Source organism: Amycolatopsis sp. NPDC051061, assembly GCF_040682935.1.
In the GTDB taxonomy this organism is placed as follows: Bacteria; Actinomycetota; Actinomycetes; order Mycobacteriales; family Pseudonocardiaceae; genus Amycolatopsis.
On record NZ_JBFBBZ010000007.1, the window covers coordinates 208945 to 234215 of the forward strand.

The window sequence follows — 25271 nt, forward strand, 5'->3', positions numbered from 1 at the left end:
CAACAGATCCGCAGGTCAGCGGCGCGAAATCAGCCCAGCGGAGCCACCGGGCCGGGGTACCGAGCCGGGTCGAGGCAGCTGCCGAGACCGTCGACGACCGAGCAGAACCCCGGCGGCCGCACCGGCGTGTAGCCGGCCGGGACGCCGTGGCCCGCGATCAGCTGCCGGTACGCCGCGACGGCGTCGGTCGGCCGGCGCGTCAGCGTGGCGTCCGAGCGGGCGTCCACTGTGTACAGTCCGAACCGCGGCTGGTAACTGCCCCACTCGTAGTTGTCCGTGAGGCTCCAGTAGTTGTAGCCGATGACGTTCATGCCGTCGGCCTTGGCGCGCTGCACCCAGTAGATGTGGTCACGCAGGTGATCCGAGCGCGTGTAACCGTCGGGACGCGCGTTGCCGTTGTCGGTCGGCATCCCGTTCTCGACGACGTACAGCGGCAGGCCCGGGAACTTCCGCGCGTAGTACCGCAGCGCGTAGTAGATGCCGTCCGGCTGCGGCGTCACCTTCCAGAACTCGCCGCTCGCCGCGTGGATCGCGCTGAGGTTGTCGAGGCTCGCGCCGTAGTAGTAGTCGAGGCCGGCGAAGTCGAGCTTGTCGCGCACCTGGTCGAGGAACGACGCGTCGAGGATGCCCTGCGCCGCCGGGATGTAGGCCGTGTTGCTGGACACGAGCGCACCGGGGTCCAAAGAGTGGATCAGGTCGTACGCCGCGCGGTGCACCTTGACCAGCCGCGCCTGCGCCCACGGCAGCTTCCACCCGGCGAGCCCGCCGTTGGCGGTCTCGTTCTGCAGGTAGACGGTCGGCTCGTTGATCGTGATCCAGATCGCGCCGAGACCGCGGTAGCGCTCGACGACGCGGCGGGCGTTCGCGAGCCAGGCGTCGACCGTGCGATCGCTGTCCCAGCCGCCCTGGTCGGCGACCCAGCCGGGGTAGACCCAGTGGTCGAGGGTGATCATCGGCCGCATCCCGGCGTCGACGACGTGCCGCACGACGTCGTCGTAGTACGCCAGCTCGGCCTGATCGAGCTGGCCGGGCCGCGGTTCGATCCGGGCCCACTCGACGCTGAAGCGGAACACGTTCACGCCGAGCTGCTTCGCGCGGTCGATGTCCTCGGCGTAGTGGTGCCGGAAGTCGACGGACTGGAGGTAGGGCTCCTTGATGGACGACGTCTTCGCCTGCTCGTAGCGGCGCCAGTTGCTGTCGGGCGCCGAGCCCTCGGCTTGGTAGCCCGAGGTGGCGACACCCCAGAAGAACGGTGTCGTGGCCACTGCCGGGGACGCGCCCGCGAGAAGACCCGCGATGAGCGTCAGGACCACGAGAACCACGCTGCGCCGCATCGCACCCTCCGACAGATCGTGAAAGTGCTTCATGTTAGCGCCGAAAAGCCGCGAAGGGCACCCTCATGGCCACAAGAGCCATGAGGGTGCCCTTCACGAGCTTCCCTAGGCGACCTTGAACGACTGAGCGGCGCTGCCGTCACAGGTCGACTGGACCAGCTGGACGCCGTCCGCGGTGGACGCTCCCGGCACGGTCAGGCACTTGCCGCTGTGGCGGGCGACGAAGTGGTAGTACCCGCCGCCCTCCGACACCGGCTGCCACTGCTGGTTGTTCCCGCCGCCGTAGGCCCACAGCTGCAGGCCGGCGTTGTCCGTCGTCGCCACGTTCGCGACGTCGATGACCTGGGCGGGGTTCGTCCGGTTGTCGATCCGGTCGAAGCCGCCGCTGGTCGGGGCGAATTGGTACTGCTGCGCTGTGGTGCCGTTGCAGGCGTACTGCTGGATCACGGTGCCGTTGGCGCTGCCCGCGGCCTTCGCGTCGACGCACTTGCCGGACGCCTTGTTCGCCACGGCGTACCAGGCCGACGGGTCGATCGTGCCGTCCGGCGGCGGGGTCGTCGTGCCGCCGCCGCCGAGCCACTTCAGGCCGTCGAGCAGGAACCGGTTCTGGTCGGCGCTCTCGAACGTCGACGACAGCGCGGTGTTCGTCTCGTAGTTCATCGCGTTGTGGCCGAAGTTCGAGTAGATCATCTTGTAGTTCTTGTTCGTCCACGAGATCGGGTAGTACCCGCTGTTCCAGGTCTGGCTCGGGTCGGTGCCGATCGGGAACGTGGACTGGTCCATCGACGCCAGGATCGTGATGTTCGAGTTCTGGCGCAGGTCGTTCTGCCAGGCGTACCACTCGGACGTCGAGGACTTGATGGTCGCCGGCAGGTTCACCGTCGACGGGTGCGTGCGGTTCTCGATCTTCAGCGTCTCCGGCGTCGGGCCCCACGTGTTCGACGTGAACCGCCCGGTGCCGAGGAAGTCGTTGTGGAACCAGTTGGCGTACGACGGCGTGGTGTTGTCGTTGTACGCGGTGACGTGGAAGCCGTAGAACGCGCCGCCGGCCTGCATGTACCGCTGGAAGCCCTGGAACTGCGCCTGCGACTGCGGCTGGTCGTCGAGGAACAGCACGACCTGGTACTGGCTCGGCGTGATCGTGGTCAGCTGGTTCCAGTTGGTCGTCGAGGCGTAGGTGAAGCCGTTGGCGCCCGCCTGCTGCGGGAACCAGACGTTGGCCTCCTTCTCGAAGCTGATGTGCGCGGCGTCGTAGGTGCCGCTGTAGAACGCGAGCACCTTGAACGGCGTCGCGGCCTGCACGGCCGGGGCGCCCAGGGTGAGACCCAGGCACGCGGCGAAGAAGGCCAATATCCGGATCAGGGGGCGGCGGGCTCTTGACGACATGCGTGTTCCTTCCGGTGGGGGATGGGAATCACCAGTGGCGCGAGTAGTGCAGGCCGTAGCCGAAGGGGAACAGCGCGGGCTTGCCGTCGCCGACGTTGATCGGCTGCTGGTCGGCGCTGCGCATCCAGGTCACCGGCAGCTTGCCGGTCGGGTTGTAGTCGCCGAAGAGCACGTCGGCGACGCCCTTCCCTTCACTGCCCGGCAGCCACGATTCGACCAGCCCGGCCCAGTCCGGCAGCTGCGCGGTGATGTCGAGCGGCCGCCCGGACACGAGCACGACCACCGTCGGCACGCCGGAGTCCTTCAGCTTCTGCAGCGTGGCGAGGTCGGCGGCGTCGAGTCCCATCCCTTGTGGACGGTCGCCCTTGCCTTCCGCGTACGGTGTCTCCCCCACGACGGCGACGGCGACGTCGTAGCTCTTGTCGATCCCGTCGCCGTCCTTGGCGTAGGTCACCTTCGACGACGTGCTCTTGATGCCCTGCAGGATCGTGGTGCCGGGGATGACCGGCCCGCTGGTGCCCTGCCAGCCGACCGTCCAGCCGCCGGACTGGTTGCCGATGTCGTCCGCGCTCTTGCCGGCCACGAAGATCTTTTCGCGCTTGGAGAGCGGCAGCACGTGGTTGTCGTTCTTCAGCAGCACTTGCGACTCCCGCACGGCCTGGCGCGCCAGATCGCGGTGTTGCTCGCTGCCGATCGTGTTCAGGAACCGGCGGTCCGTCAGCGGGTGCTCGAAGAGGCCGAGCTCGAACTTCTTCGTCAGGATGCGCTTGTTGGCGTCGTCGATCCGCGACATCGGCACGCGGCCTTCTTGCACCAGCGTGCGCAGCGTGTCGATGAACTTCTGCCAGTCGTAGGGCACCATCACCATGTCGATGCCCGCGTTGATCGAGGCTTCGACTTCTTCGGGGGTGAAGCCGGTCTTGCCGTTGATCTTGTCGACGCCGTTGTAGTCCGAGACGACGATGCCCTTGAAGCCGAGTTCCTTCTTGAGGACGTCGTTGACCAGGTACGAGTTCGCGTGCAGCTTCACGCTGTTCCAGCTGCTGTAGGAGATCATCACCGAGCCGACGCCGCGCTGGACGGCGGCCTTGAACGGCGGCAGGTGGATCTGGCGCAGCTCCTGCTCGCTGATCTCGGTGTTGCCCTCGTTGACGCCGCCGGTGGTGCCACCGTCGCCGACGTAGTGCTTGGCCGTGGCCATGACCGAGCCCGGCCGGTCCAGCTCTTTCCCTTGCAGGCCGGTGATGATCGACGTCATCTCGGTGGCCAGCTGCGGGACCTCGCCGAAGGACTCGTAGGTGCGGCCCCAGCGGTCGTTGCGGGCGACGCACAGGCAGGGTGCGAAGTCCCAGTCGATGCCGGTACCGGAGACCTCTTCCGCGGTGGCGCGGCCGATCTTCTCGACCAGCCGCGGGTCGCGCGTCGCGCCGAGGCCGATGTTGTGCGGGAAGACGGTGGCGCCGTAGAGGCCGTTGTGGCCGTGGACCGCGTCGACGCCGTAGATCAGCGGAATGCCCAGCGGCGTGGCGAGAGCGGCTTTCTGGAAGCCGTCGTACATGTCGGCCCAGGTGACGGGCGTGTTCGGCGTCGGCTGCGAGCTGCCGCCGGAGAGCAGCGAGCCGAGCCGGCCGGTGGTGACGTCGGCCGGGCTTTTGACCCCCAGACGTTCGGCCTGCATCATCTGGCCGAGCTTGTCGTCGAGCGTCATCCGGGACATCAGGTCGGCCACCCGGACCTTGACCGGTCGCCGGGAATCCTTGTACGCCGGGCCGTTTCCGGCGAGAGCCGGCGTTTCCGACGCCACGAGCAGCCCCAGTGCCAGCGCGCCGATGCCCAGTCTGCGTGCGAGACCCATCCGGGTCCTCCTCGTCGAGAGACCGAAATTCACGCCTTGAATTAAGACACAGGCTTTCGGCGTGGTCCAGACCTCTGACCGAACTCGGTTTCCGCTCAGCGGGATTGCCGAGTGCGGTCAGGTTCTGACCTAATTTGCTTCTACGGTCGTTCTCATGACTCGCGAACACGAAGACCTGCTGACCCTGCTGGCGGAAGTACGTAAGCGCTTGCTGAGGCCCGTCCGGAACATTTCGGACGCCGTGGTCACCGCCGGAGCCCCGGTTCTGGTCGGTGAGGCGGATCGTGCTGCACCTGATCCACGAGACGGCCCAGCACGCGGGCCACGCGGACATCATCCGGGAGTCCCTGGACGGCGCGAACTCGACCGCCCAGCCGAACTAGCGGTCCGAGCGCAAGGAAGCCGGGTCGAACGAGTCCCAGTACGCGTCTTCGTCCTCGGCACTCGTCACCGGCTCGGGTGATTCCGCCGGCGCCGAACCGAGCCGCTCCGCGCGCAGCCGCTGGAACTCCTCGACCGTCATCCCCGGGTCGTCGTCCTCGGCTCGCGCGGGCGCCGGCATGCCCGTCATCTGCTCGATCATGGCCGTCATGTCTTCGCCCAGCAGCAAAGCGACCTTGTTGTAGCCGTCCTGGGTCGCCTCGCGCATGGCCGCCTGGGCGATCTCCACCACCAGCGGCCCCAGGCTTTCGCCCAGGTTCACCGCCGAGGGCGCCAGCCACAGCCCCAGCAGCTTGCCGCGGCCGTCGACCGTCGCCTCGACCTGGCCGTCGAGGTCGTGGGCCGTGCCGGACGCCGACGCCAGGAGCTCGTCGACCCGGGCCATCGCCTCTTCGCGCGCCCGGGCCTGGGAAATTAGCTCACGCGTCGTGGGCATCGCGCTCACCTTCCGTACGAGTAGGTGTCGGCGTCCGGGTCGTCGTCCGGGATCGCCTCATAACCCAGGACTTCCAGCTGCGACGCGTCCACCACCGGCGCCAGCGCGTGGTACATCTTGTCGCCCGCGCGGCGGGTCGCGCGCTGGGCCAGCTCGAGGATCTGATCGGCGATGACCGACGACCCGTGCCGCAGCGCCGACCGGTGGATGGTGAGCCCGGTCAGCAACCCGCCGGGCGCCACCTGGACCTCGATCGTGCTGTCCGGGGACGACGCCTTGCCCACCGCCGGGCCCGAGCGGTCGAAGCGCGCCTCAGCCTCGGCACCCGCGCGGTCCGCCTGCTCCGCGATCCGCGAAGAAGCCAGGTCGATGTCGAAGTCAGCCACGATGCGAAGTCACCCCGTCGGACGGTAGAAGCCGATGAACGACTGTCCCGCGTTCGTGGTGCGGATCTTGCTGATCTGCACCGGGTCGCCGGCCTCGACCATCTGGCCGTCGCCGATCACCATCGCCACGTGCCCGGACCAGACGACGAGGTCGCCGGGCAGCAGCTGGTCGATCGAGGGCACCTCGGCCCCGACCGTCTGCATCTTCGCCGTCCGCGGCAGCTGCAGCCCCGCGTCCTGGTACGACGTCATGGTCAGGCCGCTGCAGTCCAGCCCCTGGCCGCGCGCGGTCCCACCCCAGACGTACGGCACGCCGAGCTGCGACAACGCCGCGCGCACGGCCTTCGCCGCGGTCTCGTTGGGTGCCATGACCTGCTTGCCGCCGGGCAGGTTGATCGCGACGCCGGAGCCGGGCTGCGGCGGGATCGCGACCGGCAGCCGCGGCTTGTGCACGGCGCCGCCGCCCCCGCCACCGCCGCCTCCCCCACCGCCGCCGCCCCCGCCATCGGAGCCGCCCGAGTAGCCGGAGTTGCTGTTGAAGGACGAGGCCACCTTCGTCGGGGACGCGCTGCTCGTGGACGTCGACTGTTCGCCGCCGCCCAGCCGCGTCCCGATGTCGGTGAGCTGGTTGATCGTCTGTTCGCTGAAGGTCGCGGCCTGGCCGGTGAGCCGGCTGATCTTCGTCTGCAGCTTCATCAGGATGTCGCGCGACGCGGCGGCGCGGCTCTCCGGCGGCTGGATGGACTTCACCGCCGCCAGCGCCTTCATCGACGCCGAGATCTCCTTGATGATCTGGTCGCGGACCTGGTCGTTCTTGATCTCGCCCAGGTTCAGCGTCTCGGCCGCCTCGGCGACGGCCTGCTCGATCTCGGCGCTTTCGTCGAGGAGGTCCTGGACCTCCTTCTCCAGGCTCTGCGACGTCGCGGTGGCGCGGTCGGTCGTCGAGCCGGAACTGGCGGAGGTCAGGTTGACGCGCTGGTCGGCCGCGGTGTCGCGGGTGCGTCCCACCGACGTCTGCAGCGCGACGTGCGCGTCCCGCGCGCCGCCGATGGCGGCCGGGTCGTGGCGCAGCTTGTCGGCGAACTGGTTGGTGGTGTCCAGGCTGTGCCGGACCAGCTGGTCGGTGTGGTGCTCGGTCACGCGCGGTCCTGCCCGAGGTCGCCGCCGAGCCGCCGGATGACGTCGCCGTGCTCGCCCTCGACCGCCGCGTAGTTGCGGTCGGTCTGGCGGGCCGCGTCGCCGACCTGCCGCCAGCCGCCGCCGACGCGGTGCATCCGCTCCTGCAGGGCACGCATCCGGCCGCTGTAGGCGCCGGAGAAGCCGGACTCGCCGCCCATCTCGGAGAAGCCGTGGCCCCCGAGCGTCACGTGCGGGCCGACGTGGTTGTCGGCCGCGCCCTTGACGTCGTCACCGAGCGGGTCGACCTCGCGGGCGTACCGCGCGTACGCGCCGTCGTCGACGTGAAACCCCTGATGCGAACCGTCCACTGGCCCTCCCTGTCACCGGAAGGTGCGACGTGCGCGCGCCACCTCCGGTTCCCCTGCTGCGGAAGTCAGCCTAGACCACGGTCCGTACCCGAGTGGGCGAATTGCCCGGACTCAGCCGGTGACCTTCGCGAGCCAGCCCGGGTCCTGCCAGTTGACGATCGCGCCGTTCGCCGTGACCGTCGGCGTGCCGAAGCCGCTCTGCCCGTTGCCGAAGTCCTGCGCCAGCTTCGGGTCGTTTTCGATCTGCTGGAAAGCGGCGTTGACCTGCTGGTCGTAGGTACCGGCGTTGATCGTCTGCGCGAACGCCGGGTCGGTGATGCCGACGTCGTTGCCGAGCTTGATCAGCTGCGCCTTGTCGTAGCCGCGCTTGCCCTCTTCGGGCTGGTTCGCGAACAGCGCGTCGTGGAACTGGAGGAACTTGCCGGCGTCGGCCGCGGCGAGCGCCGCGTTCGCCGAGTCGAGCGAGTAGCCGGGCGGGTCGGAACGGTCGTTGAGCAGCGGCACCATGTGGTAGCGCACCTGCAGCTTGCCGTCGTTGATCGCCTGCTCGACGTCGGTCTTGTAGGTCTTCTCGAACTGACCGCAGATCGGGCAGAGGAAGTCGGCGTAGACGTCGATCGAGGCCTTCGCGCCCGCCTTGCCGACGGTGACGACGACGCCGTCGCGCTTCTGCGTGACGTCGCCGGCCAGCGAACTCGTCGTCTGGCCGGGGTTGATGACCTGGCCTTCGGTCTTGTTCTTGTCCGAGATCGTCCAGATCACGCCGCCGATCACGAGCGCGGCCACGACGACCACGGCGGCGATCCCGATGATCCACTTCCGCTTGTCGGTCGATGCGCCCCTGGCCTGGGCCACCGCCTTCGCTCCCCCAGCCTGCGAGGCCTGACGACGCTTCCGAGCGGTCCGCTCAGCTCCACCCACTGTGTATCAGTTCCCTTCCGCGATACCCGAGTAGTCGGGCTCGGGCTCGTCGGAGTTCCCGCGACTGTTCCCGCGACCTCGCGCGAGCCAGCCGTCGAGCGACAGCAGCGTGCGCGGCCGCGCCAGCAGCCAGACGGCCAGCAGCGCGAAACCGGAGTCGCGGAGGATTTCCTGCGGGTACTCGGTCTGCCCCGCCGCCACCTGGCCGCCGCCGCCGAAGCACCCGCAGTCGATGCTCAGCCCGCGCGCCCACGACTGGGCGATCCCGGCGATGAGCACGAGCAGCAGCACCAGCGCGGCGCCGGCCACCCACCGGGTCGCCAGGCCCGCGAGCAGGAACAGCCCGAGCACGAGTTCGACGAGCGGCAGCGCGACGGCCACCACGTTTTCGAGTGCGTCCGGCAGCACGTCGTACGCCTGCACGGCGATCAACGTCTGCCCCGGATCCGCCAGCTTCAGCGCACCGGAAACGAGCCAGACGGCCGCCAGCCCGAGCCGGGCGAGCGTGCCGACGGCGTCCAGCACGGGTTGGGACGGTCGCACCACGCACTTAGGCTAACGGGAGGACCTGAGAACTTCGTGAGGGCATGGCGGTGGTGGAGGGAGCGGCGGAATGCGGTGGCGCACGCTCCTCGGTTCGGCGTTGCTGCTGGTCACGGTGGCGGCCTGCGGTCCGTCGAAGGTCTCGCCGACCGACTCGCTGGTGACCCGCGCCAGTGCGACGGATCACCTGACCATCGGCATCCGGTTCGACGGGCCGGGGCTTTCCGAGCGCACGATCGACGGGAGATTCGTCGGGTTCGACGTCGACGTCGCTACTTTCGTCGCATCGGAATTGGGGGTCGCCGCGAAGGACATCACGTGGCGCGAGACGACGTCCGCCACGCGCGAAACCGACCTCACCTCCGGCGCGGTCGACCTGGTCGTCGCGACCTACTCGATCACCGACAAACGGAAGCAGCAGGTGTCGTTCGCCGGGCCGTACTTCACCACCGGGCAGGACCTGCTGGTGCGGCGCACGTCACCGGACATCACCGGGCCGGAGACGCTCAACGGGCGCCGGCTGTGCTCGGTCACCGGCTCGACGCCGGCGCAGCAGGTGAAGGACAAGTTCGCGCAGGCCGTGCAGCTGGTCGAGTACCCGCGCTACCCGGACTGCGTGACCGCGCTGCTCGCCGGCCAGATCGACGCGATGACCACCGACGGGGTGATCCTCGCGGGTTACGTCACGCGCGACCCCGAGCTGCTGAAAGTCGTCGGGAAGCCGTTCTCGAAGGAGAGCTACGGCGTCGGCCTGCGCAAGGGCGACACCCAGGGCGTGAACGCGGTCGACGACGCGATCCGCAAGATGATCTCCTCCGGCGAATGGCTGCGCTCGCTCAACGCGAACATCGGGCCGTCCGGTTACCAGCTGCCCGCCCCACCCGAGGTCACCGAGAAGTGAAGCTGCCCGATCTACCCGTTCGGGCCGTCCTGCCCGATGTTCTTTCCGCGCTGGACGCGCACGGCACCGCCGTCCTCGTCGCGCCGCCCGGGACGGGGAAGACGACGCTGGTGCCACTGGCGCTGGCTTCTTCCGATGGCCGGGTGGTGGTCGCCGAGCCGCGGCGCTTGGCCGCTCGTGCCGCCGCCGCGCGGATGGCCACTCTGCTGGGTGAACCGGTCGGCGAGACGGTGGGCTATGCCGTGCGCGGCGACCGGAAGGTGTCGTCGCGCACGCGGATCGAGGTCGTGACGTCGGGGTTGCTGGTGCGGCGTGTGCAGGGTGATCCCGAGCTGCCCGGGGTGTCGACGGTGCTGCTGGACGAGTGCCACGAGCGCCACCTGGACGCGGACCTGCTGCTGGCGTTGCTGCTCGACGTCCGCGCGGGACTGCGCGACGACCTGCGGCTGCTGGCGACGTCGGCGACGGTGGCCGCGGGCCGGCTCGCCACGCTCCTCGGTGACGCGCCGGTGATCACGGCCACCGCGCCGACCTATCCGGTTTCCTTCTCGTACGTTCCTCCGGCGCGAGGTGAGCGGGTCGAGGCCTGCGTCGCCCGGGCGGTGCGGACGGCGCTGTCCTCAGGGGACGGTGACGTGCTCGCGTTTCTGCCCGGCGCGGGCGAGATCGCGCGGACTTCGGGGATGTTGTCCTTGTCCGATGTGGACGTTCTGCCGCTGCACGGGCGGCTTTCGGCGGCGCACCAGGACGACGCGCTGCGGCCGCGTGCCCGGCGGCGCGTGGTGCTGGCGACGGCGGTGGCCGAGTCGAGCCTGACGGTGCCGGGCGTGCGCGCGGTGGTGGACTCGGGGCTGGCGCGGGTGCCGCGGGTCGATCACCGGCGGGGCCTGCCCGGTCTGGCGACGGTGCGGGTGTCGTCGGCCGTGGCCACGCAGCGGTCCGGGCGTGCGGGTCGCGAGGGGCCCGGGCGGGCGTACCGGTGCTGGGCCGAGAACGAACAGTCTTTGCTCCCGGCCTATCCGGAGCCCGAGATCCGGACGGCCGAGCTGGCCCGGCTGGCACTGGAGCTGGCGTGCTGGTCGACGCCCGACGGCAGCGGCTTGGCCTGGTGGGACCCGCCGGGCGAGGGCGCACTGGCGGCGGGGCGCGCGTTGTTGGCGACGCTGGGCGCGACGGACGCTTCCGGAGCAGTGACCTCCCGCGGCCGGCGGATGGCGGAGCTCGGGCTGCACCCGCGGCTGGCGCGGGCGTTGCTTGACGGCGCGGAGGCGGTGGGAGCGCGGAACGCGGCGGAGGTGGTGGCGCTGCTGGACGCGGGCGCGACGCTGACGGACGTGGACGCGGAGCTGCGAAGGCTGCGCTCGGCGAGCGACGAACCCGCGCGACGGTGGAAGCGGGATGCCCGCCGACTCGAGGGACTGGCTGCAAAATCTTCAGTGACTGAAAGAAGTGCAGCGGCTGTAGAAGCTATACCCACTGGAGCTCGGCGAGCCGATTCCGCGCTGGTCGTCGCGCTCGCGCACCCCGAGCGGCTCGCCCGGCGGCGGCCCGGGGGTGCGCCCGTCTACCTCATGGCCGGCGGCACCGCGGCCGAACTGCCACCCGGCAGCGGCCTGGACTCCAAATGGCTGGCCATCGCCGAAGCCACCCGGGACCCCGGCCGCGTGCACGGCACCATCCGCCTCGCCGCGGCCGCCGACGAGCGGCTCGCCACCCGCGCCGCCCCGGTGTCCGAAGTGGACGAGGTCACCTGGGACGGCGACGTCGTCGCCCGGCGGGTCCGCAAGCTCGGCGCCATCATCCTGTCCGAGCAGCCCCTCAAGAACCCGGACGTCCACGACGCCCTGGTCATCGGCCTCCGCGAGAACGGCCTCGGCCTCCTGAAGTGGTCCGCCGACGCCACGAGACTCCGCGAGCGGATGGCGTTCCTGCACCGCGTCCGCGGCGAGCCGTGGCCCGCGGTGGACGACACCACCCTACTGTCCGATGTGGACAGATGGCTCGACCTGTCCGGAGCCCGCCGGAAAGCGGACCTCGCGACCATCAACGCGGGCACCGCACTGAAAGCCCTCCTGCCGTGGCCGGAAGCGTCCAAACTGGACGAACTCGCCCCGGACCGCCTCGAAGTCCCCAGTGGCTCGCACATCCGCGTCGACTACGCCGGCGACCAGCCGGTGCTCGCCGTCAAGCTGCAGGAGACCTTCGGCTGGACCAAAACCCCCACCATCGCCGGCGTCCCGGTGGTCCTGCACCTGCTCTCCCCCGCCGGCCGCCCGGCGGCGATCACCGCCGACCTCGGGTCGTTCTGGACCACCGGCTACCCGTCCGTGCGCGCCGACCTGCGCGGCCGCTACCCGAAGCACCCCTGGCCCGAGGATCCGGCGACCGCCGTCCCGACCCGGCACGCCCGCCGCCGCACCTGACGAAAGTCGGGGGTCGGCCGCGACCGTCGGCCGATGCCCCCGCCACCCCCGAAACCCGAGACTCCCGGTACAGGCGAACCACCGGGAGGATTTCATGATCACGCTTCGAGAACTGACGAAGCGCTACGGGGAGAAGACCGTCGTCGACGCGCTCACCTGCGACGTCGCGTCGGGTCAGGTGACCGGCTTCCTCGGCCCCAACGGCGCGGGGAAGTCGACGACCATGCGGATGACCGTCGGGCTCGACCACCCGCAGGCGGGCGAGGTCCTGGTCGGGGGGAGGCGCTACGCCGAGCTGCGGCACCCGCTGCGCGAGGTCGGCGCGCTGCTCGACGCGAAGGCGCTGCACCCGGGCCGCAGCGCCGGGAAGCACCTCACGGCCATGGCGCGCAGCAACGGGATCGCGATCAGCCGCGTCGAAGAGGTCCTCGCGACCGTCGGGCTTTCGGACGTCGCCGGCAAGCGGGCCGGTCAATTCTCGCTCGGCATGGGCCAGCGGCTCGGCATCGCCGGCGCGCTGCTCGGCGACCCGGGCACGCTGATGTTCGACGAGCCGGTCAACGGCCTCGACCCGGACGGCGTCCGCTGGGTCCGGCAGCTGATGCGCTCACTGGCCACCGAGGGGCGGACGGTGTTCGTCTCCAGCCACCTGATGAGCGAGATGCAGCTGACCGCCGACCACCTCATCGTGATCGGAAAAGGCAAGCTTCTCGCCGACGCGCCGGTCGCGGAGTTCATCGCGGGCAACTCCCGCACGACGGTCGCGGTGCGCGTCCCGGCCGACGGCGAACGCTCGAAGCTCGACGAACGGCTGCGCGCCGAGGGCGGCCTGACGCACCCCGGCGAGCCGGACGAGCTGGTGGTGGACGGCGTCGACGTCACCCGCGTCGGCGACCTGGTGCACGAACTGGGGATCCGCGTGCACGGGCTCGCCGAACGGACCGCGTCGCTCGAGCAGGCGTACATGGAACTGACCGCTTCTTCGGTGGAGTACGGGGTGTCGGCATGACCACGACAGAGGTACGCGGCGGCGGTCTGGCCGGCGCGGTGGCGGCGGAGTGGACGAAGTTCTGGTCGGTCCGGGCGACGTGGTGGTGCCTGATTGCGGGCGCGGCGCTGATGCTGGGCTACAGCACCCTGTCCGGCATCGCCCAGCGCTTCGACGACGACCCCCAGGCGGCGAACACCATCGCACTCGGCGGCGGCTTCTACCTGACGCAGTTCGCGGTGATCGCGCTCGCGACGCTGTTCGTCACGAGCGAGTACGCGGGCGGCATCCGGTCGACGCTGCTGTGGACGCCGGTCCGCGAGCGGGTGGTGCCCGCGAAGGCGGCGATCCTGCTGCCGGTGCTCTTCGCTTACGGGGCAGTGCTTTCCGGCGCGGGCATGGCGCTGTCCGGGGCGGTGAAGGACGGCCACGGCCTGCCGACGACCCTCGAAGCCGGCTTCACGACGGCGTCCGGCATGGCCGGGTACTTCGCGTTGCTGGGGCTGCTGTGCACCGGCGTCGGCTGGGCGCTGCGCAGCGCGGCCGGGACGCTGGTGACGGTGATCGTGCTGCTGGTGCCGCTGCCGCTGATCGTGGCGTCCCTGGGGCTGCCAGAGCTGGTGTCGTACTTCCCGGGCATCGCGGGGGTGAACGCGATGGTCGAGGCCGGCCAGCCGAACCCGATCACGATGGCACCGGCGCCGTACGCACCGTGGGCAGGATTGCTGATCTGCGCGGCGTGGGCCGCGGCGGCCCTGGTGACGGGCGCGGCGGTTCTGCGCCGCCGCGACGCCTGACGCGTCACCAGATAAAGCCAGCGGGTGAAGGCGAGCAGTTCACCCGGTGGCTTCGGGCTGGCGCCTCCGGGTGACGACACATCCACCGTCATCTGATGGCAGCGTCCGGTTTGTTCTGCACCGTGTCCGGTGATCTGGACTGCACTTCGGGTTTGGAGTCACTTTGCGGCCCGGCGATAATCGTGAATACGAGCGTGATGACCGCCGAGACCGGGGCCAATGCCGCAGTTATCCCCGAAGGCAGGTCGCTCACGCCGTACACCTTGAGGCGTTCCTTCAACGTCAGATACCTCGCGATGCGAAGGTCCCGCAGCGTTCGAACGTCCATGGCCAGCCCCAGAAAGATCAGAACGATCGCGAACACCGCCCCGTCGATCAAGCCGTCCGTCGAGACAGTTCCATCTGTGAAAATGGACGCCAGGAACACGCAGACTGCGCCCACGACGTAGGCGAACGCCAACGGCAGCACCTTGATCGGGCCGCGCTTGCCGGGTAGGTATCGCCAAAAGATGCCCAAAACGGCGGCAGCGAAGACCCACTTAATCACTTCCCAGGAAATATCGACGAAGTATCCTATAACAACAGAATCGGGCAGGCCTCCCGTGAGATCGACGCGCGCGATCTCCCGGAAGAGGTACACCGCCAGGCCCACCACGACCCCCAGGCGAAGCGAGAGCTTGACCATAATTGTCATATTGTCGCGCGGCGAGTTTCCTGCGCCGAGGGCAAGCACCACGTCCACCGGCGTCACCCCTCTGGGCAAGTTCGTCCGACATGAGGAATCCGAGGGATCCATCGTTTGCGTCAACCATCGATTGGCTTCGATCCGGATAGACCGAACACTCCGCTGCGTCACGTAGTCGCGAATTTTTCCATCCGATCGCATGTCGCGATCCAATATCGGTTTACCTATACGACAGAACAGCCAGAAAGCCGTCGCCACAAGCAACCAGAGAGGCAGATCGAACCCGTAGATCGTAAGGCTCCACTGCGCAGGACCTACCACGAGCAGAGCAAGTGAAATCATCATCAGATGGCGACGTTTGGGGTCCTCTTTGCTCCAGAGATAAGCATTGCTGAGCGCAAACACGGCGATTGCCGGCATCAGAGCGAAGACCCAAAGCCAGTTGGCGGGCATCGACCAAATTGTGAAGCGAGGAGCGTTTCGGAGGGTCTCGGTCAACGGCGTCGGATCGTACATCCATTGCTGGAGGAAGTCGTTGCGCAAGGCCGTCCAGACCCGCTCGACCAGCAGTACCCCGGCCACGATCGACGCCACAGGCCACACCCACCAGACCCGTTTCGGCCGCTCGCCGCCCGATTGCGTGAACGCGCGGATGGCGTGGACCATGGCCGCCACCGCGAAGACCGTGACCACGAATACCATCGCGCTCTCACTCAGGCGGAGGATCAGTGCATAGTCCGTTCGTTGAGTGTTCGTGAACGCGACAAGATCCGCCAGCAGCCAGCCGATCAAAAGGATCACCGCGAGGACTCGAAGCGCGGCAAGCTGGGGCTTCCGCCGGACACCGAAGCACCGGGCGATCACGAGGATCGTGACACCGACCGCGATGTCGGCCGCCCAGGCAGCAGTCGACCAGTCCGGCACCTGGTCACCTTGCGCATTAAGCACTACTCGTGTGATTTCGACGCCAAAACCAAGAACCTGGAGCACGACCAAGGGAACCGTCACCGACCACGCCCGACCGACGAGCGGGTCGGCCGTGCGTGGCATCCGCCTCGAAACGCGCCGGATGAAGATGAGGACAACCACCAGGAAAGCGGCAGTATTCAGCGCACCAGTGCCGCGCAGGAGCAAGTCACCGGTCATCGACCCCTCCCAGACGACCGCTGCTGCGCGAACATCGGGAGTCAGGTCGGCCACGGCCAACGTTTCACCTTCGCCAGTCGACGAGGTCGCCCCGTAGAGCCAGGTCAACTCCCCGGGCTCCGCGGCGTGGGGAGGCCAAGGTTCCGGGACAGCGGAATTCAGCCAGTCCTGAGGCGCGGCGATGGTCACGGTCCACGACGCGGAATGAATGAGACCACCACGTGACACCACGGCCATCCGCCACGGTCGGCCGGGTCCGACCGTCAAGTCAACGGCTCCGACCGCACCATGGCCAGGCTTCACGAGTTCGGTCCACACGTGGTCGTGAACCACCACCTCCCCACCGGACACCATGACCGTCGGCGGACCGTCGCGATACACGGAGAAATCCTTCGAGTAGTCCCCCAGCAGGCAGCGGAGAGCCGCTCGATAGGCGCCATGGTCCGGGTCACCGAGAAGATCAGGCGCGCGCCCCCAAGCCTGCGGGACCCGGATCACCACATCGCTACTCACCCGCGGATAGTCCACCGCGGCTACCTCGACCGCTGCCCGCACCGTCACCGATGCCCTCGGGTACTCGTCGACGGTGCAGTTGGTCGTGGGTTCCGAAGATTCGGCTGCCTCGTGCCGCTGGAGCATTCGACCGTACCGACGGCTGCAGCACCTACGACTACCACCGCCAACACGATCGCCCAGCGGATCAACTTGGCGCGCATACGCTTGCCGAAGAATCTTCCTCTGGGGCGCCGGTTTCGACTTCGCATGCTCCCCAAGTCGCCGCACCGGAGCAAGGCGTTAAAGCCGATAGCAGATCGTGACGGGCGACATGATCAGCACGACACGCGAGCTGTTCTGGCGCCGAGAGCGAGCCTAAGAAATCATCCCGCGTCGACCCCGATGCCCGCGAGGATCTCCCGCGCGCTCATCACCAGCGACGCCCGCGACGGCGTGACCGAAGCCCCCGCCAAGGCACCGAAGATCGTGCCCTCCATCCAGTCGACCACCAGCGCCGCGTGCCGGGATGGGTCGGACGAACCCGCCGCCGCCAGGGCCTCCGTGGCCAGCCGGCGGATCAACGCTCCGCCCGAGTCGTACTCCGCGCGCAGCTCGGGACGCCGGGTCGCCTCCAGTGCGAACTCGTAGCGGGCCAGCATCCTTGTCCGGCCCGCGCCCAGGGCCTCGGACACGTAACCCGCAATCGACTCCGCCAGTCCGCCCGACGGCGCCGGTGCCTGGTCCAGCTCGACGATCCGCGCGAACGTCAACGACAGCAGCGCCGCGCGGGTGCGCGCGTAGTACGACGTCGAGCCCACGGGCAACCCGGCGAATCGGTCGACCGCGCGGTGCGTCAGCCCGCGCATGCCCTCCGCCGCGATCACCTCGATCGCCGCGTCACCGATCACCGAAAGCCGGTCCATCCAAGGCACTCTACAGGTGTAGAGTCCTCTACAGATGTAGAGGAGGAGCCATGCACGCGATAGTGGTCGGCGGCGGGATCGGCGGGCTGGGCGCCGCCGCGGGGCTGCACCGGATCGGGTGGACCGTCACCGTGCTCGAACAAGCCGGCGAGTTCGGCGACGTCGGCGCCGGGATCTCGCTCTGGCCGAACGCCCTGCGCTGCCTCGACGAACTCGGCGTGGACCTGGGAGAACACCTTGCCGCCCAGCACGAAGGCGGGTTCCAGGATCGCCGCGGCCGGCGGGTCACCCGCTTCGACTCCGCCGCCTTCGAACGCATCCACGGCCGCCCGCTCGGCGCCATCCACCGAAAAGACCTGATCGCCGCACTGAGGAACGCCGTCCCGGCCGAGAGCCTGAACACCGGCGCCGAAGTCACCGAAGTGCACGAAGACGGGCGAGTCCGCTTCACCGGCGGAGAGCTCCAGGCCGACCTCGTCGTCGCCGCCGACGGCATCCGCAGCCCGATCCGCCACGCGCTCTTCCCGCACCACCCCGAACCCGTGTACTCCGGCAGCACGGCGTTCCGCGGCGTCGCGAAATACCCCGGCGCCCGGCTCAGCACCAGCTTCGACCGCGGCACCGAGATCGGCGTCCTCCCCCTGACCGGCGACGACGTCTACTGGTGGGTCTCCTACCTCACCGAACCCGGGAACCGGCCGGACGACCCCAAGGAGTACCTGCGGCAGCACGTAAAAGACTGGCACGACCCGATCCCGGCGCTCATCGACGCCACCCCGCCGGAAGCCGTGCTCTACCACGACCTCTACTACCTGGGAACGCCGCTCGAGACGTACGTCCGCGGCCGGATCGCGCTGCTCGGCGACGCCGCCCACGCGATGCCGCCGTTCCTCGGCCAGGGCGGCTGCCAGGCCCTCGAAGACGCGACCGTACTGGCCCACGAGCTGTCCACAAAGGACCCTGAGCAAGCACTGCGGGCCTACGACGAAGAACGACGGCCCCGCAGCCAGAAAGTGGCCCGCGAGTCCGTCCGGATGGGCAAGCTCGGCCCGCAGCTGGCCAACCCGGCCGCGGTCAAGCTCCGCACCGCGCTGCTCAAAGCCCTCCCGGCACAGGTGACCGTCCGCGTGGGCAAGGACATCACGGGGTGGCGGCCGCCGCGTCTCCCCCGACCAGCCCCGCCTCGTACGCCGTGATCGCCGCCTGCACCCGGTTCTTCGCCCCGAGCCGGGTCAGGATCGTGCTCACGTGCGCCTTCACCGTCCCCTCGACGACGAACATCTTCGCCGCGATGTCCGCATTGGACAGTCCGGAACCCACCAGCGTCAGCACTTCCCGCTCGCGCGGGGTCAGCGACTCGACCTTCGAACGCGCCGCCGCGGCCCGGGAAAGCCGGCCGCCCGACAGCCGCGCGATCACCCGCTGCGCCACCTTCGGCGAGAGGAACGCGGCCCCGTCGGCGACGGCGTGGATGCCGGCCAGCAGCTCGCGCGGGTCGCCCGACTTCAGCAGGAACCCACCCGCGCCGAGCCCCAGCGCACGCTCGATGTACTCGTCCTCGCCGAACGTCGTCAGCATGATGACGCCGGCCGACGGCAGCAGCCGCCGGATCTCCGCGGCCGCGCCCAGCCCGTCCAGCCCGGGCATCCGGATGTCCAGCAGCACGACGTCGGGGTGCGTGGCGAGCGCCTGCGACACGGCGGAACGCCCGTCGGCCGCCTCGGCGACGACCTCGATCCCCGGGTCCGCGCCGAGGATCGCCGCCACCCCCGCCCGCATCAGCGCCTCGTCGTCGGCCAGCACGACCCTGATCACGATTCCCCCTCGCTGAACCAGTTCTTCGAAACGAGCTTCCCGTCGGCGAAGCACAGCCGATAGGCGGCGTAGTCGTTGTCGAGCCACGATCGTCCGGTGCCGTAGTACTCGCACACCGCGCCCGGCGCCGGGCGCGGCTCGCCCCGGGTCGGGCGGGCGGCGCGCTGGTGCTCCGGCAGCTGCGGCGCCAGGTCGGCGCGCGGCTGCCCGACCCGCATCCGGTCGTACGCCGCGGCGGGCAGCTCGGAAGAGTTCCACTGGTAGAGGAACGCGATCCCGCTGACCGCGAGGAGCACGCCGAACAACGCGAGCGGGATGGTCACGGCGTGGATCAGGGTGCGCCGCACGTCCCGCCGGGCCAGCGCCAGCGCCTGGGCCGACGTCGACTGCCCGACGGCGTCGTCGGCCGCCTCCCGCCGCTCCGGGCTCTCTTCGACCGGCGCGGCGTCGTGCGGCAGCGTCGCGGTGACGGCGAACCCGCCCGCACGCGGCCCGGCCCGCAGCGTCCCGCCGACGAGCCGGACGCGCTCCCGCAGGCCGATCAGCCCCAGCCGCCCGGACGCGGCCCCCGGCAGCGGCCCGGCGGGCGGCGCCGCGTTGACGACGCTCACCTCGGTCTCCGCGCCGGAGCTGGTCACGCGGACCGTCACGGCCGCGCCCGGCGCGTGCTTGGCCACGTTCGTCAGGCCTTCCTGCACCACCCGGTAGGCGGCGCGCGCGACCATCGGCGGCGCCAGCGAACTGTCCACGCCTGCGTCGATGAGCAGCCCGGACGCGCGGGCCCGCGAGATCAGCTCGTCGAGGTCGCCCTGCACCGGCTCGACCGGCGCGGCGTCCTCGCGCAGCACGCCGATGATCTCGCGCAGCCGTTCGGTGGCCGCCGCGGCGCTGGTCCGCAGCTGAGCGGCCGCGTCGCGCTGGACGTCGTCGAGCCCGCCCGCGACCTCCAGGGCGGCCGCGCGGACCGCGATCAGGCTCAGCTCGTGGCCCAGCGAATCGTGCATGTCGCTGGCGATCCGGGCGCGTTCGCGCAGGCGCGCCTGGTCGGCGACCAGGCGCTGCCGGCTTTCCATCTCCTCGGCCCGCCGCCACCCGGTGCGGGCGAGCTCGCCGCGCACCCGGACGTACCGGCCGAGCAGCCACGGCGACAGCCCGGCGAACACCAGGATCGCCATCATCGAACCCCAGTCGCCGAGACCGTCCGGGGCCACGAGCAGCGACAGCGGGATGCCCAGCAGCGAGACGGCCGCGCCCATCAGCAGCGCGGGCCGGACCCGGGCCATCCGCAGCGCGGCCTGGTAGCTCATCGCCACCAGCACGAACACCGTCCACACCGGCACGCGGTCGCCGTAGGGGAACGGGACGGCGAGCGCCCCGGCCAGGGCGAGGCCGAGCGAGACGGCGGGGTAGCGCCGGGCCGTCGCCACCGAGCCCGCGACGACGGCGAGGCCGCCCGCCAGCTCCCAGTACGACGGCGTGTCGAGTGTCCCGGCGACCACGGTGAAGGCCAGGAACAGCCCGAGAAGCACGTCCAGCACCACGCGCCACCTGCGCTTCGTCACCTCCCGCACAGGAACGAAGCTACAAGCCGTGACGGCGGGCGACCACTGCCGAAAGTCAACCTTTCAGGCTGTCCAAGAAAGCCAGGGTCTGCGGCCACGACAGCGCATACGCGTCGGCGTTGACGGTGGTGCCGTGCCGCGAAGAGTCGCTGAAGCCGTGTTCGGCGCCCGGGAAGTGCTGGGTGAACGTCGCGCCGCGCGGCCGGGACTGCAACGCCGTCTGCAGGCGCGCGAACGTCTCGTGCGAGACGACGGTGTCGGCCTCGGGGTAGGCGACCAGCACCGGCACGGTGATCTCTGTCGACAAAGCGACTGTGTCGAGGTCGTGGTTCGGCGGCGCCGGCTCGCGGACCGTCGGGTGGTAGGCGACGACACCGGAAAGCCGCTGGTCACGGGCGGCGAGCAGGAGCGCGAAGCGGCCGCCGAGGCACCAGCCCATGACGCCGGCCGATGTGCAGCCGAGGTCGCCGAGCAGGTGGTCGAGCAATGCCGTCTGCTCCGCCAACGCGGTCTCGTCGCGCAGCTCGCCGAGCTTCTCGCCGAGGTCCTCGCGGGAGGTGTTGTCGGTGCTCGCGCCGTGGAAGACGTCCCAGGTCAACGCCGTGATCCCGCGGCCGGCCAGCTCGTCGGCCCAGGCCCGGACCTGCTCGCCGATGCCGGTGATCATCGGCAGGAGCAGCATCCCGCGCTCCGAGCCGCCGGCCGGGCGGGCCAGGTACGCGGAGAGGTCGCCGACACGGACCGTGGACGTCTCGATGCTCATGTCCGCATGATGCATGATGATCCACCATGGCCGAGCGCACACTCGCCGAACAGTTGGGCGGCTACCTCCCCGAAGGCATCGAGGCCCTCGAAGAGCACGAACGGCAGGACCTCGCCGAGGCGCTGCGCGACGCGCGCAGACGGCAGGCGAAAGCGCTCGCCGAAGCGGGCGAAGAGGGCCTTCGGTACGTCCCCGCGTTGCTGCGCGGAGCGGTCCGGAAGGCGGTCGGGCTGTGACGGACTACGCGGCCGAAGCCGAGATCCTCAAGCTCGCGCGCGTCCTCGACGTCGAGCCCGCGCGGCTCGGGTACCTCGCCCGCGTCGACGCCGACGAGCTCCAGGCATTCCGCGCGCAGGTCACCGACACGCTCTTCGACGCGAACATCGCCGTCCTGCAGCGGATGGCCCTGGCCGCGCGGCTGCTGCCCGGCGGGGTGCTCGCCAAGATCGCCGAGAAGGTGTTCGGCCCGCTGCTGTGCGCCCGGATCGCCGGGGTGGTCGACGTCGCGCGCGGCGTCGACGTCGCCAAGCGGCTGCACCCGCGGTTCCTCGCCGAGGTCGCGGCCGAGCTCGACCCGCGGCGCGCGAGCGCGATCATCTCCCGCATCCCGCTGGACACGGTTCTCGCGGTGGCGGCCGAGCTGGCGCGCAAGCAGGACTGGATCACCCTCGGCCGGTTCGTCGGGCACCTGCCCGACCCGACCGTGCGGCGGGCCCTGGAGGAGATCGACGACCCCGGCCTGCTGCGGATCGCGTTCGTGCTCGACGACAAGAAGCGCATCGACCACGTCGTCGGCCTGCTGCCGGCCCACCGGCTCGGGCGGCTGCTCACCGCCGCCGGCGCCGACGAAGACCTGTGGACCCCGGCGCTCGACCTGCTGAACCACCTGAGTGCCGAGCGCCGGGGCACGCTGGTCCCGATGCTCGGCGGCCTCCCGGACGGACTCCGGGAACGCGCTCAGGCGACGATCAAGTAGATCCCGTACCCGACGATCGCCGCGCACAGCACGAAGCAGATGACTGCCCCGGCCAGCGGACCGGTGCCCGAGGCACCCGATTCGCGGGCCGAGTCGCGCTGCGAAAGCCCGACGACCCCGAACGAGAACAGGCTCGTCAGCACGACCACCGAAGCGAGCGCGACGACGAAGACGAGACCGAGGGAACCCCAATCGATGTTCACGGCGCTCCTCAGGCGTTGGCCGGCTGCGCGGCCGGCTCGGACTCGGTGATGGAGCCGGCGCTGACCGGGTTCCGCTTCGACGCGAGGTAGATGCCGACCGCGACGACGACCCCGGCGAGGCCGATCAGGACGGTGCCCCAGGTGCCTAGCGTCGAGACCTCGGCGGCGACCGCGCCGACGATCGCGGCGGCGGGCAGCGTCAGCGCCCAGGCCACGACCATCTTCCCGGCGACGCCCCAGCGGACCTCGGCGAGCCGCCGGCCCAGGCCGGACCCGATGATGCCGCCCGAGCAGACGTGCGTGGTCGAGAGCGCGAACCCGAGGTGCGCCGAGGTGAGGATGACGGCCGCGGCGCTGGTTTCGGCCGCGAAGCCCTGCGGCGTCTGGATTTCCGTGAGCTTCTTGCCCATCGTCTGGATGATCCGCCAGCCGCCGAGGTAGGTGCCGAGCGCGATCGCGGCGCCCGCGGTGAGGATGACCCAGATCGGCGGGTTGGAGCCCGGCGCGAGCGAGCCCGACGCGATCAGCGTCAGCGTGATGACACCCATGGTCTTCTGCGCGTCGTTCGTGCCGTGCGCGAGCGAGACCAGCGAAGCCGACGCGATCTGGCCGGCCTTGAAGGTCCGGCCCACGGTCCCTTCCTTGGCGCGGGCGGTGATCCGGTAGACGAGGAAGGTGCCCAGCGTCGCGACGATCCCGGCGACGATCGGCGAGGCGAGCGCGGGGGTCAGGACCTTCTCGACGACCTTCCCGAAGTGGACGGCGTCCGAGCCCGAGGCGATCCAGGTGGCGCCGATCAGCCCGCCGAAGAGGGCGTGCGACGAGCTCGACGGCAGCCCGATGAGCCAGGTCACCAGGTTCCACACGATCGCCCCGACCAGGCCGGCGAAGATGATCACCGGCGTCACCTTCGTGTCGTCGACGATGCCGCCGGAGATCGTCTTCGCGACCTCCACCGAGAGGAACGCGCCGACGAGGTTCAGCACGGCGGACACGGCGACCGCGACCCGCGGTTTCAGGGCGCCGGTGGCGATCGAGGTGGCCATCGCGTTGGCCGTGTCGTGGAAGCCGTTGGTGAAGTCGAAGGCCAGTGCCGCGACGATCACCACCAGCACGATCAGTGAGAAGTCCATGGCGGCCCTCTTCCGATGCCGGAGGCGGTTCCTTGGCAACGCTACTGATCAACAGGACGGGCTCCGATCCCTGTCGCGTGACGGCTCCCTGAACTTCCGATGAACCGGGGTGGGGACAGCCCCACCACGAAACCGGTGGTCCGGCCCAGTGCCCTCGGCCGGTCCACCTGAGACCGTCGATGCCGGACGAAAGGGGCAGCGATGAACAAGCTCGGGTGGGCGGTCGTCGCGACGGCGGCGTCGGCGGTGTTGTTCTTCTTCGGCACGGGCCTGGATCCGGTGCCCGAACTCGCTTGGCTCGCCCCACTGCCGATCCTCCTGCTCGCCACCCGCGTCGTCGGCGCGGCCGCGCTCGGCTGCGCGTTCGTCGCGTACCTCGCGGGCAGCGCCGGCACCTGGAGCTACTTCTGGCACTCGTTGGCGGTCCCGCGTCCCGCGGCGATCGGGATCCTCGTCGGGAGCGCGCTGCTGTTCGCGCTGGCCGTCGGACTGTTCCGGCTGCTGGTCCGGCGCGGTCACGCCTTCCTGGCCGCGCTCGCGGCACCCGCGTTGTGGACCGTGGTGCTCTACGGCGTCTCGCTGCTGAACCCGACCGGGCTGATGGGCACCTTGATGACGACCCAGGCCGACCGGCCGTCCGTGCTGCGGATCGCCGCGGTCACCGGCGGCTGGGGCGTGGAGTTCCTGGTGCTGTTCGTCCCGGCCGCCGTCGCCGCCGCGCTCGCTCCCGGGGTCCGCGGCCTCGCCCGGCTGACCGGCCTGGTCGCCGTCGCCGCCGCGCTGGGCGGCCTCGTCTTCTGGAGCGTTCCCACGCCCACCGGGCCGTCGACGCGGATCGCGTTGGTCGCGCCGGGGCAGAGCCGCTGGGCGGCCGACGTCGCCACCCCGGACGGCCAGGCGCTCGTCCGGTCCTATGTGGACCAAATCGGCCGGCTGCCGGACGGCGTCCAGGCCGTCGTGCTCCCCGAGGCCGCCTTCGCGGTGGACCAGACCAGCCGCCCGCGGCTCGTCGAGGCCTTCACGGACGTCGCGCGCACCCGGAACCTCGACGTCGTCACCGGTGTCCTCGACACCACCCCGGACGGCCGGTTCAACGCCGCTCTCGCCGTGCCGCCGTCCGGTGCTCCGGTCGAATACCGCAAGTGGCACAACGGGGATTCGAAGAACGTCGCGTCCGGCACCGAGCTCGCGCACCTCGCCGGGATCGGGCTCATGGTGTGCATGGACGTCAACTTCGCCGACCCCAGCGGCGAATACGGCGAAGCCGGCACCGGCCTGGTGCTCATCCCGGCCTCCGACGAGGACGTCGACGGCTGGGAGCACAGCCGCACGGCGCTGATCCGCGGCGCCGAGAACGGCTTCGCGGTCGCGTGGAGCGCCGCCCGCGGCACGTCGATGCTCGCGGACTCCCGTGGCCACGTCCTGGCCGACGCGCACACCGGCGGCAGCCCGTTCACGGTGGTCGTCGCCGACGTCCCCGTCGGGCCGGCAAGACCCCGTACGCGCGCTCCGGCGACTGGTTCGCGTGGCTCTGCGGCCTGGTCGCGGTGGGCGGGATCGTCGCCGGCGCCCGTAAGCCGTCGTTGTCACCCGTCACAACGAACACCGGGCAACTCTGAGCGTTTTCCCAGGTCGCCTCCAGCGGTATGTGACCGATCATGATCTGCGTCAC

At 70.1% G+C, this 25271-nt stretch carries 24 protein-coding genes and 1 pseudogene; 9 read left to right on the forward strand and 16 right to left on the reverse strand.

What is annotated here, in order from left to right:
* Window positions 1-29: 29 nt before the first annotated feature.
* The 3 genes from AB0N03_RS12240 to AB0N03_RS12250 form a co-directional block, all read right to left on the reverse strand.
* Window positions 30-1334 (reverse strand): family 1 glycosylhydrolase, encoded by a 1305-nt coding sequence (locus AB0N03_RS12240; RefSeq protein WP_364369435.1) that lies wholly within the window; start codon window positions 1332-1334, stop codon window positions 30-32.
* A gap of 105 nt (window positions 1335-1439) precedes the next feature.
* Window positions 1440-2720: an RICIN domain-containing protein gene (locus AB0N03_RS12245; protein WP_364369438.1), complete on the reverse strand. Its 1281-nt coding sequence runs from the start codon at window positions 2718-2720 to the stop codon at window positions 1440-1442.
* Window positions 2721-2748: 28 nt separating this feature from the next.
* A complete protein-coding gene (locus AB0N03_RS12250) occupies window positions 2749-4575 on the reverse strand; it encodes a glycoside hydrolase family 3 N-terminal domain-containing protein (RefSeq protein ID WP_364369441.1) in 1827 nt (608 codons plus the stop codon).
* Window positions 4576-4829: 254 nt separating this feature from the next.
* Between AB0N03_RS12250 and AB0N03_RS12255 the strand changes: the two are divergent.
* Window positions 4830-4958 (forward strand): annotated as a pseudogene (locus AB0N03_RS12255) (DUF664 domain-containing protein); the annotation flags it as partial.
* On the opposite strand, the gene AB0N03_RS12260 reads toward AB0N03_RS12255, so the two are convergent.
* The 6 genes from AB0N03_RS12260 to AB0N03_RS12285 form a co-directional block, all read right to left on the reverse strand.
* A complete protein-coding gene (locus AB0N03_RS12260) occupies window positions 4955-5452 on the reverse strand; it encodes a YbaB/EbfC family nucleoid-associated protein (RefSeq protein WP_364369444.1) in 498 nt (165 codons plus the stop codon). The pseudogene AB0N03_RS12255 and the gene AB0N03_RS12260 overlap by 4 nt on opposite strands.
* 5 nt (window positions 5453-5457) lie before the next feature.
* The gene (locus tag AB0N03_RS12265; protein WP_364369447.1) at window positions 5458-5838 is read right to left on the reverse strand and encodes a YbaB/EbfC family DNA-binding protein; all 381 of its coding nucleotides are present in this window, start codon (window positions 5836-5838) and stop codon (window positions 5458-5460) included.
* 9 nt (window positions 5839-5847) lie between these two features.
* On the reverse strand, window positions 5848-6978 hold the full coding sequence (locus AB0N03_RS12270; protein ID WP_364369449.1) for a C40 family peptidase: 1131 nt from the start codon (window positions 6976-6978) through the stop codon (window positions 5848-5850).
* Window positions 6975-7325 (reverse strand): hypothetical protein, encoded by a 351-nt coding sequence (locus tag AB0N03_RS12275; RefSeq protein WP_364369452.1) that lies wholly within the window; start codon window positions 7323-7325, stop codon window positions 6975-6977. Before AB0N03_RS12275 ends, AB0N03_RS12270 begins: the two co-directional genes overlap by 4 nt.
* 111 nt (window positions 7326-7436) lie before the next feature.
* Window positions 7437-8180, reverse strand: a complete 744-nt coding sequence (locus tag AB0N03_RS12280) for a thioredoxin domain-containing protein (protein ID WP_364369455.1) — start codon at window positions 8178-8180, stop codon at window positions 7437-7439.
* Between the two features lie 72 nt (window positions 8181-8252).
* Complete coding sequence (locus AB0N03_RS12285) at window positions 8253-8771, reverse strand: MauE/DoxX family redox-associated membrane protein (protein ID WP_364369656.1); 519 nt, start codon at window positions 8769-8771, stop codon at window positions 8253-8255.
* An 88-nt stretch (window positions 8772-8859) separates the two neighbouring features.
* Here AB0N03_RS12285 and AB0N03_RS12290 point away from each other — a divergent pair, with 88 nt between their 5' ends.
* The 4 genes from AB0N03_RS12290 to AB0N03_RS12305 all read left to right on the forward strand — a co-directional run bounded on the left by AB0N03_RS12290 (window position 8860) and on the right by AB0N03_RS12305 (window position 13898).
* On the forward strand, window positions 8860-9690 hold the full coding sequence (locus AB0N03_RS12290; RefSeq protein WP_364369457.1) for a glutamate ABC transporter substrate-binding protein: 831 nt from the start codon (window positions 8860-8862) through the stop codon (window positions 9688-9690).
* Entirely contained in the window at window positions 9687-12113 is a 2427-nt protein-coding gene (gene hrpB / locus AB0N03_RS12295) for an ATP-dependent helicase HrpB (RefSeq protein WP_364369459.1), read from the forward strand. Before AB0N03_RS12290 ends, hrpB begins: the two co-directional genes overlap by 4 nt.
* Window positions 12114-12207: 94 nt before the next feature.
* The gene (locus AB0N03_RS12300) at window positions 12208-13122 is read left to right on the forward strand and encodes an ATP-binding cassette domain-containing protein (protein WP_364369462.1); all 915 of its coding nucleotides are present in this window, start codon (window positions 12208-12210) and stop codon (window positions 13120-13122) included.
* The gene (locus tag AB0N03_RS12305) at window positions 13119-13898 is read left to right on the forward strand and encodes an ABC transporter permease (protein ID WP_364369465.1); all 780 of its coding nucleotides are present in this window, start codon (window positions 13119-13121) and stop codon (window positions 13896-13898) included. Before AB0N03_RS12300 ends, AB0N03_RS12305 begins: the two co-directional genes overlap by 4 nt.
* 88 nt (window positions 13899-13986) lie before the next feature.
* Here the strand turns inward: AB0N03_RS12305 and AB0N03_RS12310 are convergent, their stop codons facing one another.
* Both AB0N03_RS12310 and AB0N03_RS12315 read right to left on the reverse strand, forming a co-directional pair.
* Window positions 13987-16368 carry a DUF6185 family protein gene (locus AB0N03_RS12310; protein ID WP_364369468.1) on the reverse strand — a complete coding sequence of 794 codons (2382 nt, stop codon included), beginning with the start codon at window positions 16366-16368 and terminating at the stop codon, window positions 13987-13989.
* A 239-nt stretch (window positions 16369-16607) separates the two neighbouring features.
* The gene (locus AB0N03_RS12315) at window positions 16608-17147 is read right to left on the reverse strand and encodes a TetR/AcrR family transcriptional regulator (RefSeq protein ID WP_364369471.1); all 540 of its coding nucleotides are present in this window, start codon (window positions 17145-17147) and stop codon (window positions 16608-16610) included.
* 50 nt (window positions 17148-17197) lie between these two features.
* Between AB0N03_RS12315 and AB0N03_RS12320 the strand changes: the two genes are divergently transcribed.
* Window positions 17198-18343, forward strand: coding sequence for an FAD-dependent monooxygenase (locus AB0N03_RS12320; protein WP_364369474.1), 1146 nt, complete (start codon window positions 17198-17200; stop codon window positions 18341-18343).
* Here the strand turns inward: AB0N03_RS12320 and AB0N03_RS12325 are convergent.
* The 3 genes from AB0N03_RS12325 to AB0N03_RS12335 are packed head-to-tail and all read right to left on the reverse strand — an operon-like array spanning window position 18288 to window position 21287.
* Window positions 18288-18962, reverse strand: a complete 675-nt coding sequence (locus AB0N03_RS12325) for a response regulator transcription factor (protein WP_364369477.1) — start codon at window positions 18960-18962, stop codon at window positions 18288-18290. The two genes, AB0N03_RS12320 and AB0N03_RS12325, sit on opposite strands and share 56 nt — an antisense overlap.
* Entirely contained in the window at window positions 18959-20533 is a 1575-nt protein-coding gene (locus AB0N03_RS12330; protein ID WP_364369480.1) for a histidine kinase, read from the reverse strand. Before AB0N03_RS12330 ends, AB0N03_RS12325 begins: the two co-directional genes overlap by 4 nt.
* A 46-nt stretch (window positions 20534-20579) precedes the next feature.
* Window positions 20580-21287 (reverse strand): dienelactone hydrolase family protein, encoded by a 708-nt coding sequence (locus AB0N03_RS12335; protein WP_364369483.1) that lies wholly within the window; start codon window positions 21285-21287, stop codon window positions 20580-20582.
* Window positions 21288-21313: 26 nt separating this feature from the next.
* On the opposite strand from AB0N03_RS12335, the gene AB0N03_RS12340 reads away from it, so the two are divergent.
* Both AB0N03_RS12340 and AB0N03_RS12345 read left to right on the forward strand, forming a co-directional pair.
* Entirely contained in the window at window positions 21314-21523 is a 210-nt protein-coding gene (locus AB0N03_RS12340) for a hypothetical protein (protein WP_364369486.1), read from the forward strand.
* Window positions 21520-22263: a hypothetical protein gene (locus tag AB0N03_RS12345; protein WP_364369489.1), complete on the forward strand. Its 744-nt coding sequence runs from the start codon at window positions 21520-21522 to the stop codon at window positions 22261-22263. Before AB0N03_RS12340 ends, AB0N03_RS12345 begins: the two co-directional genes overlap by 4 nt.
* On the opposite strand, the gene AB0N03_RS12350 is transcribed toward AB0N03_RS12345, so the two are convergent.
* Window positions 22245-22466 (reverse strand): hypothetical protein, encoded by a 222-nt coding sequence (locus tag AB0N03_RS12350; RefSeq protein WP_364369492.1) that lies wholly within the window; start codon window positions 22464-22466, stop codon window positions 22245-22247. The genes AB0N03_RS12345 and AB0N03_RS12350 overlap by 19 nt on opposite strands.
* 8 nt (window positions 22467-22474) lie before the next feature.
* Window positions 22475-23599, reverse strand: coding sequence for an inorganic phosphate transporter (locus AB0N03_RS12355; RefSeq protein WP_364369495.1), 1125 nt, complete (start codon window positions 23597-23599; stop codon window positions 22475-22477).
* A 201-nt stretch (window positions 23600-23800) separates the two neighbouring features.
* Between AB0N03_RS12355 and AB0N03_RS12360 the strand changes: the two genes are divergently transcribed.
* Entirely contained in the window at window positions 23801-25261 is a 1461-nt protein-coding gene (locus tag AB0N03_RS12360; protein WP_364369498.1) for a nitrilase-related carbon-nitrogen hydrolase, read from the forward strand.
* The last annotated feature ends 10 nt before the right edge of the window (window positions 25262-25271 follow it).

What these genes read in the sequence shown, in the direction of transcription:
- AB0N03_RS12290 (WP_364369457.1), top strand. Translation starts at nt 8,860, where the DNA reads ATGCGGTGGCGCACGCTCCTCGGTTCGGCGTTGCTGCTGGTCACGGTG.
- AB0N03_RS12340 (WP_364369486.1), top strand. Translation starts at nt 21,314, where the DNA reads ATGGCCGAGCGCACACTCGCCGAACAGTTGGGCGGCTACCTCCCCGAA.
- AB0N03_RS12250 (WP_364369441.1), bottom strand. Translation starts at nt 4,575, where the DNA reads ATGGGTCTCGCACGCAGACTGGGCATCGGCGCGCTGGCACTGGGGCTG.
- AB0N03_RS12320 (WP_364369474.1), top strand. Translation starts at nt 17,198, where the DNA reads ATGCACGCGATAGTGGTCGGCGGCGGGATCGGCGGGCTGGGCGCCGCC.
- AB0N03_RS12300 (WP_364369462.1), top strand. Translation starts at nt 12,208, where the DNA reads ATGATCACGCTTCGAGAACTGACGAAGCGCTACGGGGAGAAGACCGTC.
- AB0N03_RS12245 (WP_364369438.1), bottom strand. Translation starts at nt 2,720, where the DNA reads ATGTCGTCAAGAGCCCGCCGCCCCCTGATCCGGATATTGGCCTTCTTC.
- AB0N03_RS12315 (WP_364369471.1), bottom strand. Translation starts at nt 17,147, where the DNA reads ATGGACCGGCTTTCGGTGATCGGTGACGCGGCGATCGAGGTGATCGCG.
- AB0N03_RS12310 (WP_364369468.1), bottom strand. Translation starts at nt 16,368, where the DNA reads ATGCTCCAGCGGCACGAGGCAGCCGAATCTTCGGAACCCACGACCAAC.
- AB0N03_RS12360 (WP_364369498.1), top strand. Translation starts at nt 23,801, where the DNA reads ATGAACAAGCTCGGGTGGGCGGTCGTCGCGACGGCGGCGTCGGCGGTG.
- AB0N03_RS12260 (WP_364369444.1), bottom strand. Translation starts at nt 5,452, where the DNA reads ATGCCCACGACGCGTGAGCTAATTTCCCAGGCCCGGGCGCGCGAAGAG.
- AB0N03_RS12305 (WP_364369465.1), top strand. Translation starts at nt 13,119, where the DNA reads ATGACCACGACAGAGGTACGCGGCGGCGGTCTGGCCGGCGCGGTGGCG.
- AB0N03_RS12355 (WP_364369495.1), bottom strand. Translation starts at nt 23,599, where the DNA reads ATGGACTTCTCACTGATCGTGCTGGTGGTGATCGTCGCGGCACTGGCC.
- AB0N03_RS12240 (WP_364369435.1), bottom strand. Translation starts at nt 1,334, where the DNA reads ATGCGGCGCAGCGTGGTTCTCGTGGTCCTGACGCTCATCGCGGGTCTT.
- AB0N03_RS12335 (WP_364369483.1), bottom strand. Translation starts at nt 21,287, where the DNA reads ATGAGCATCGAGACGTCCACGGTCCGTGTCGGCGACCTCTCCGCGTAC.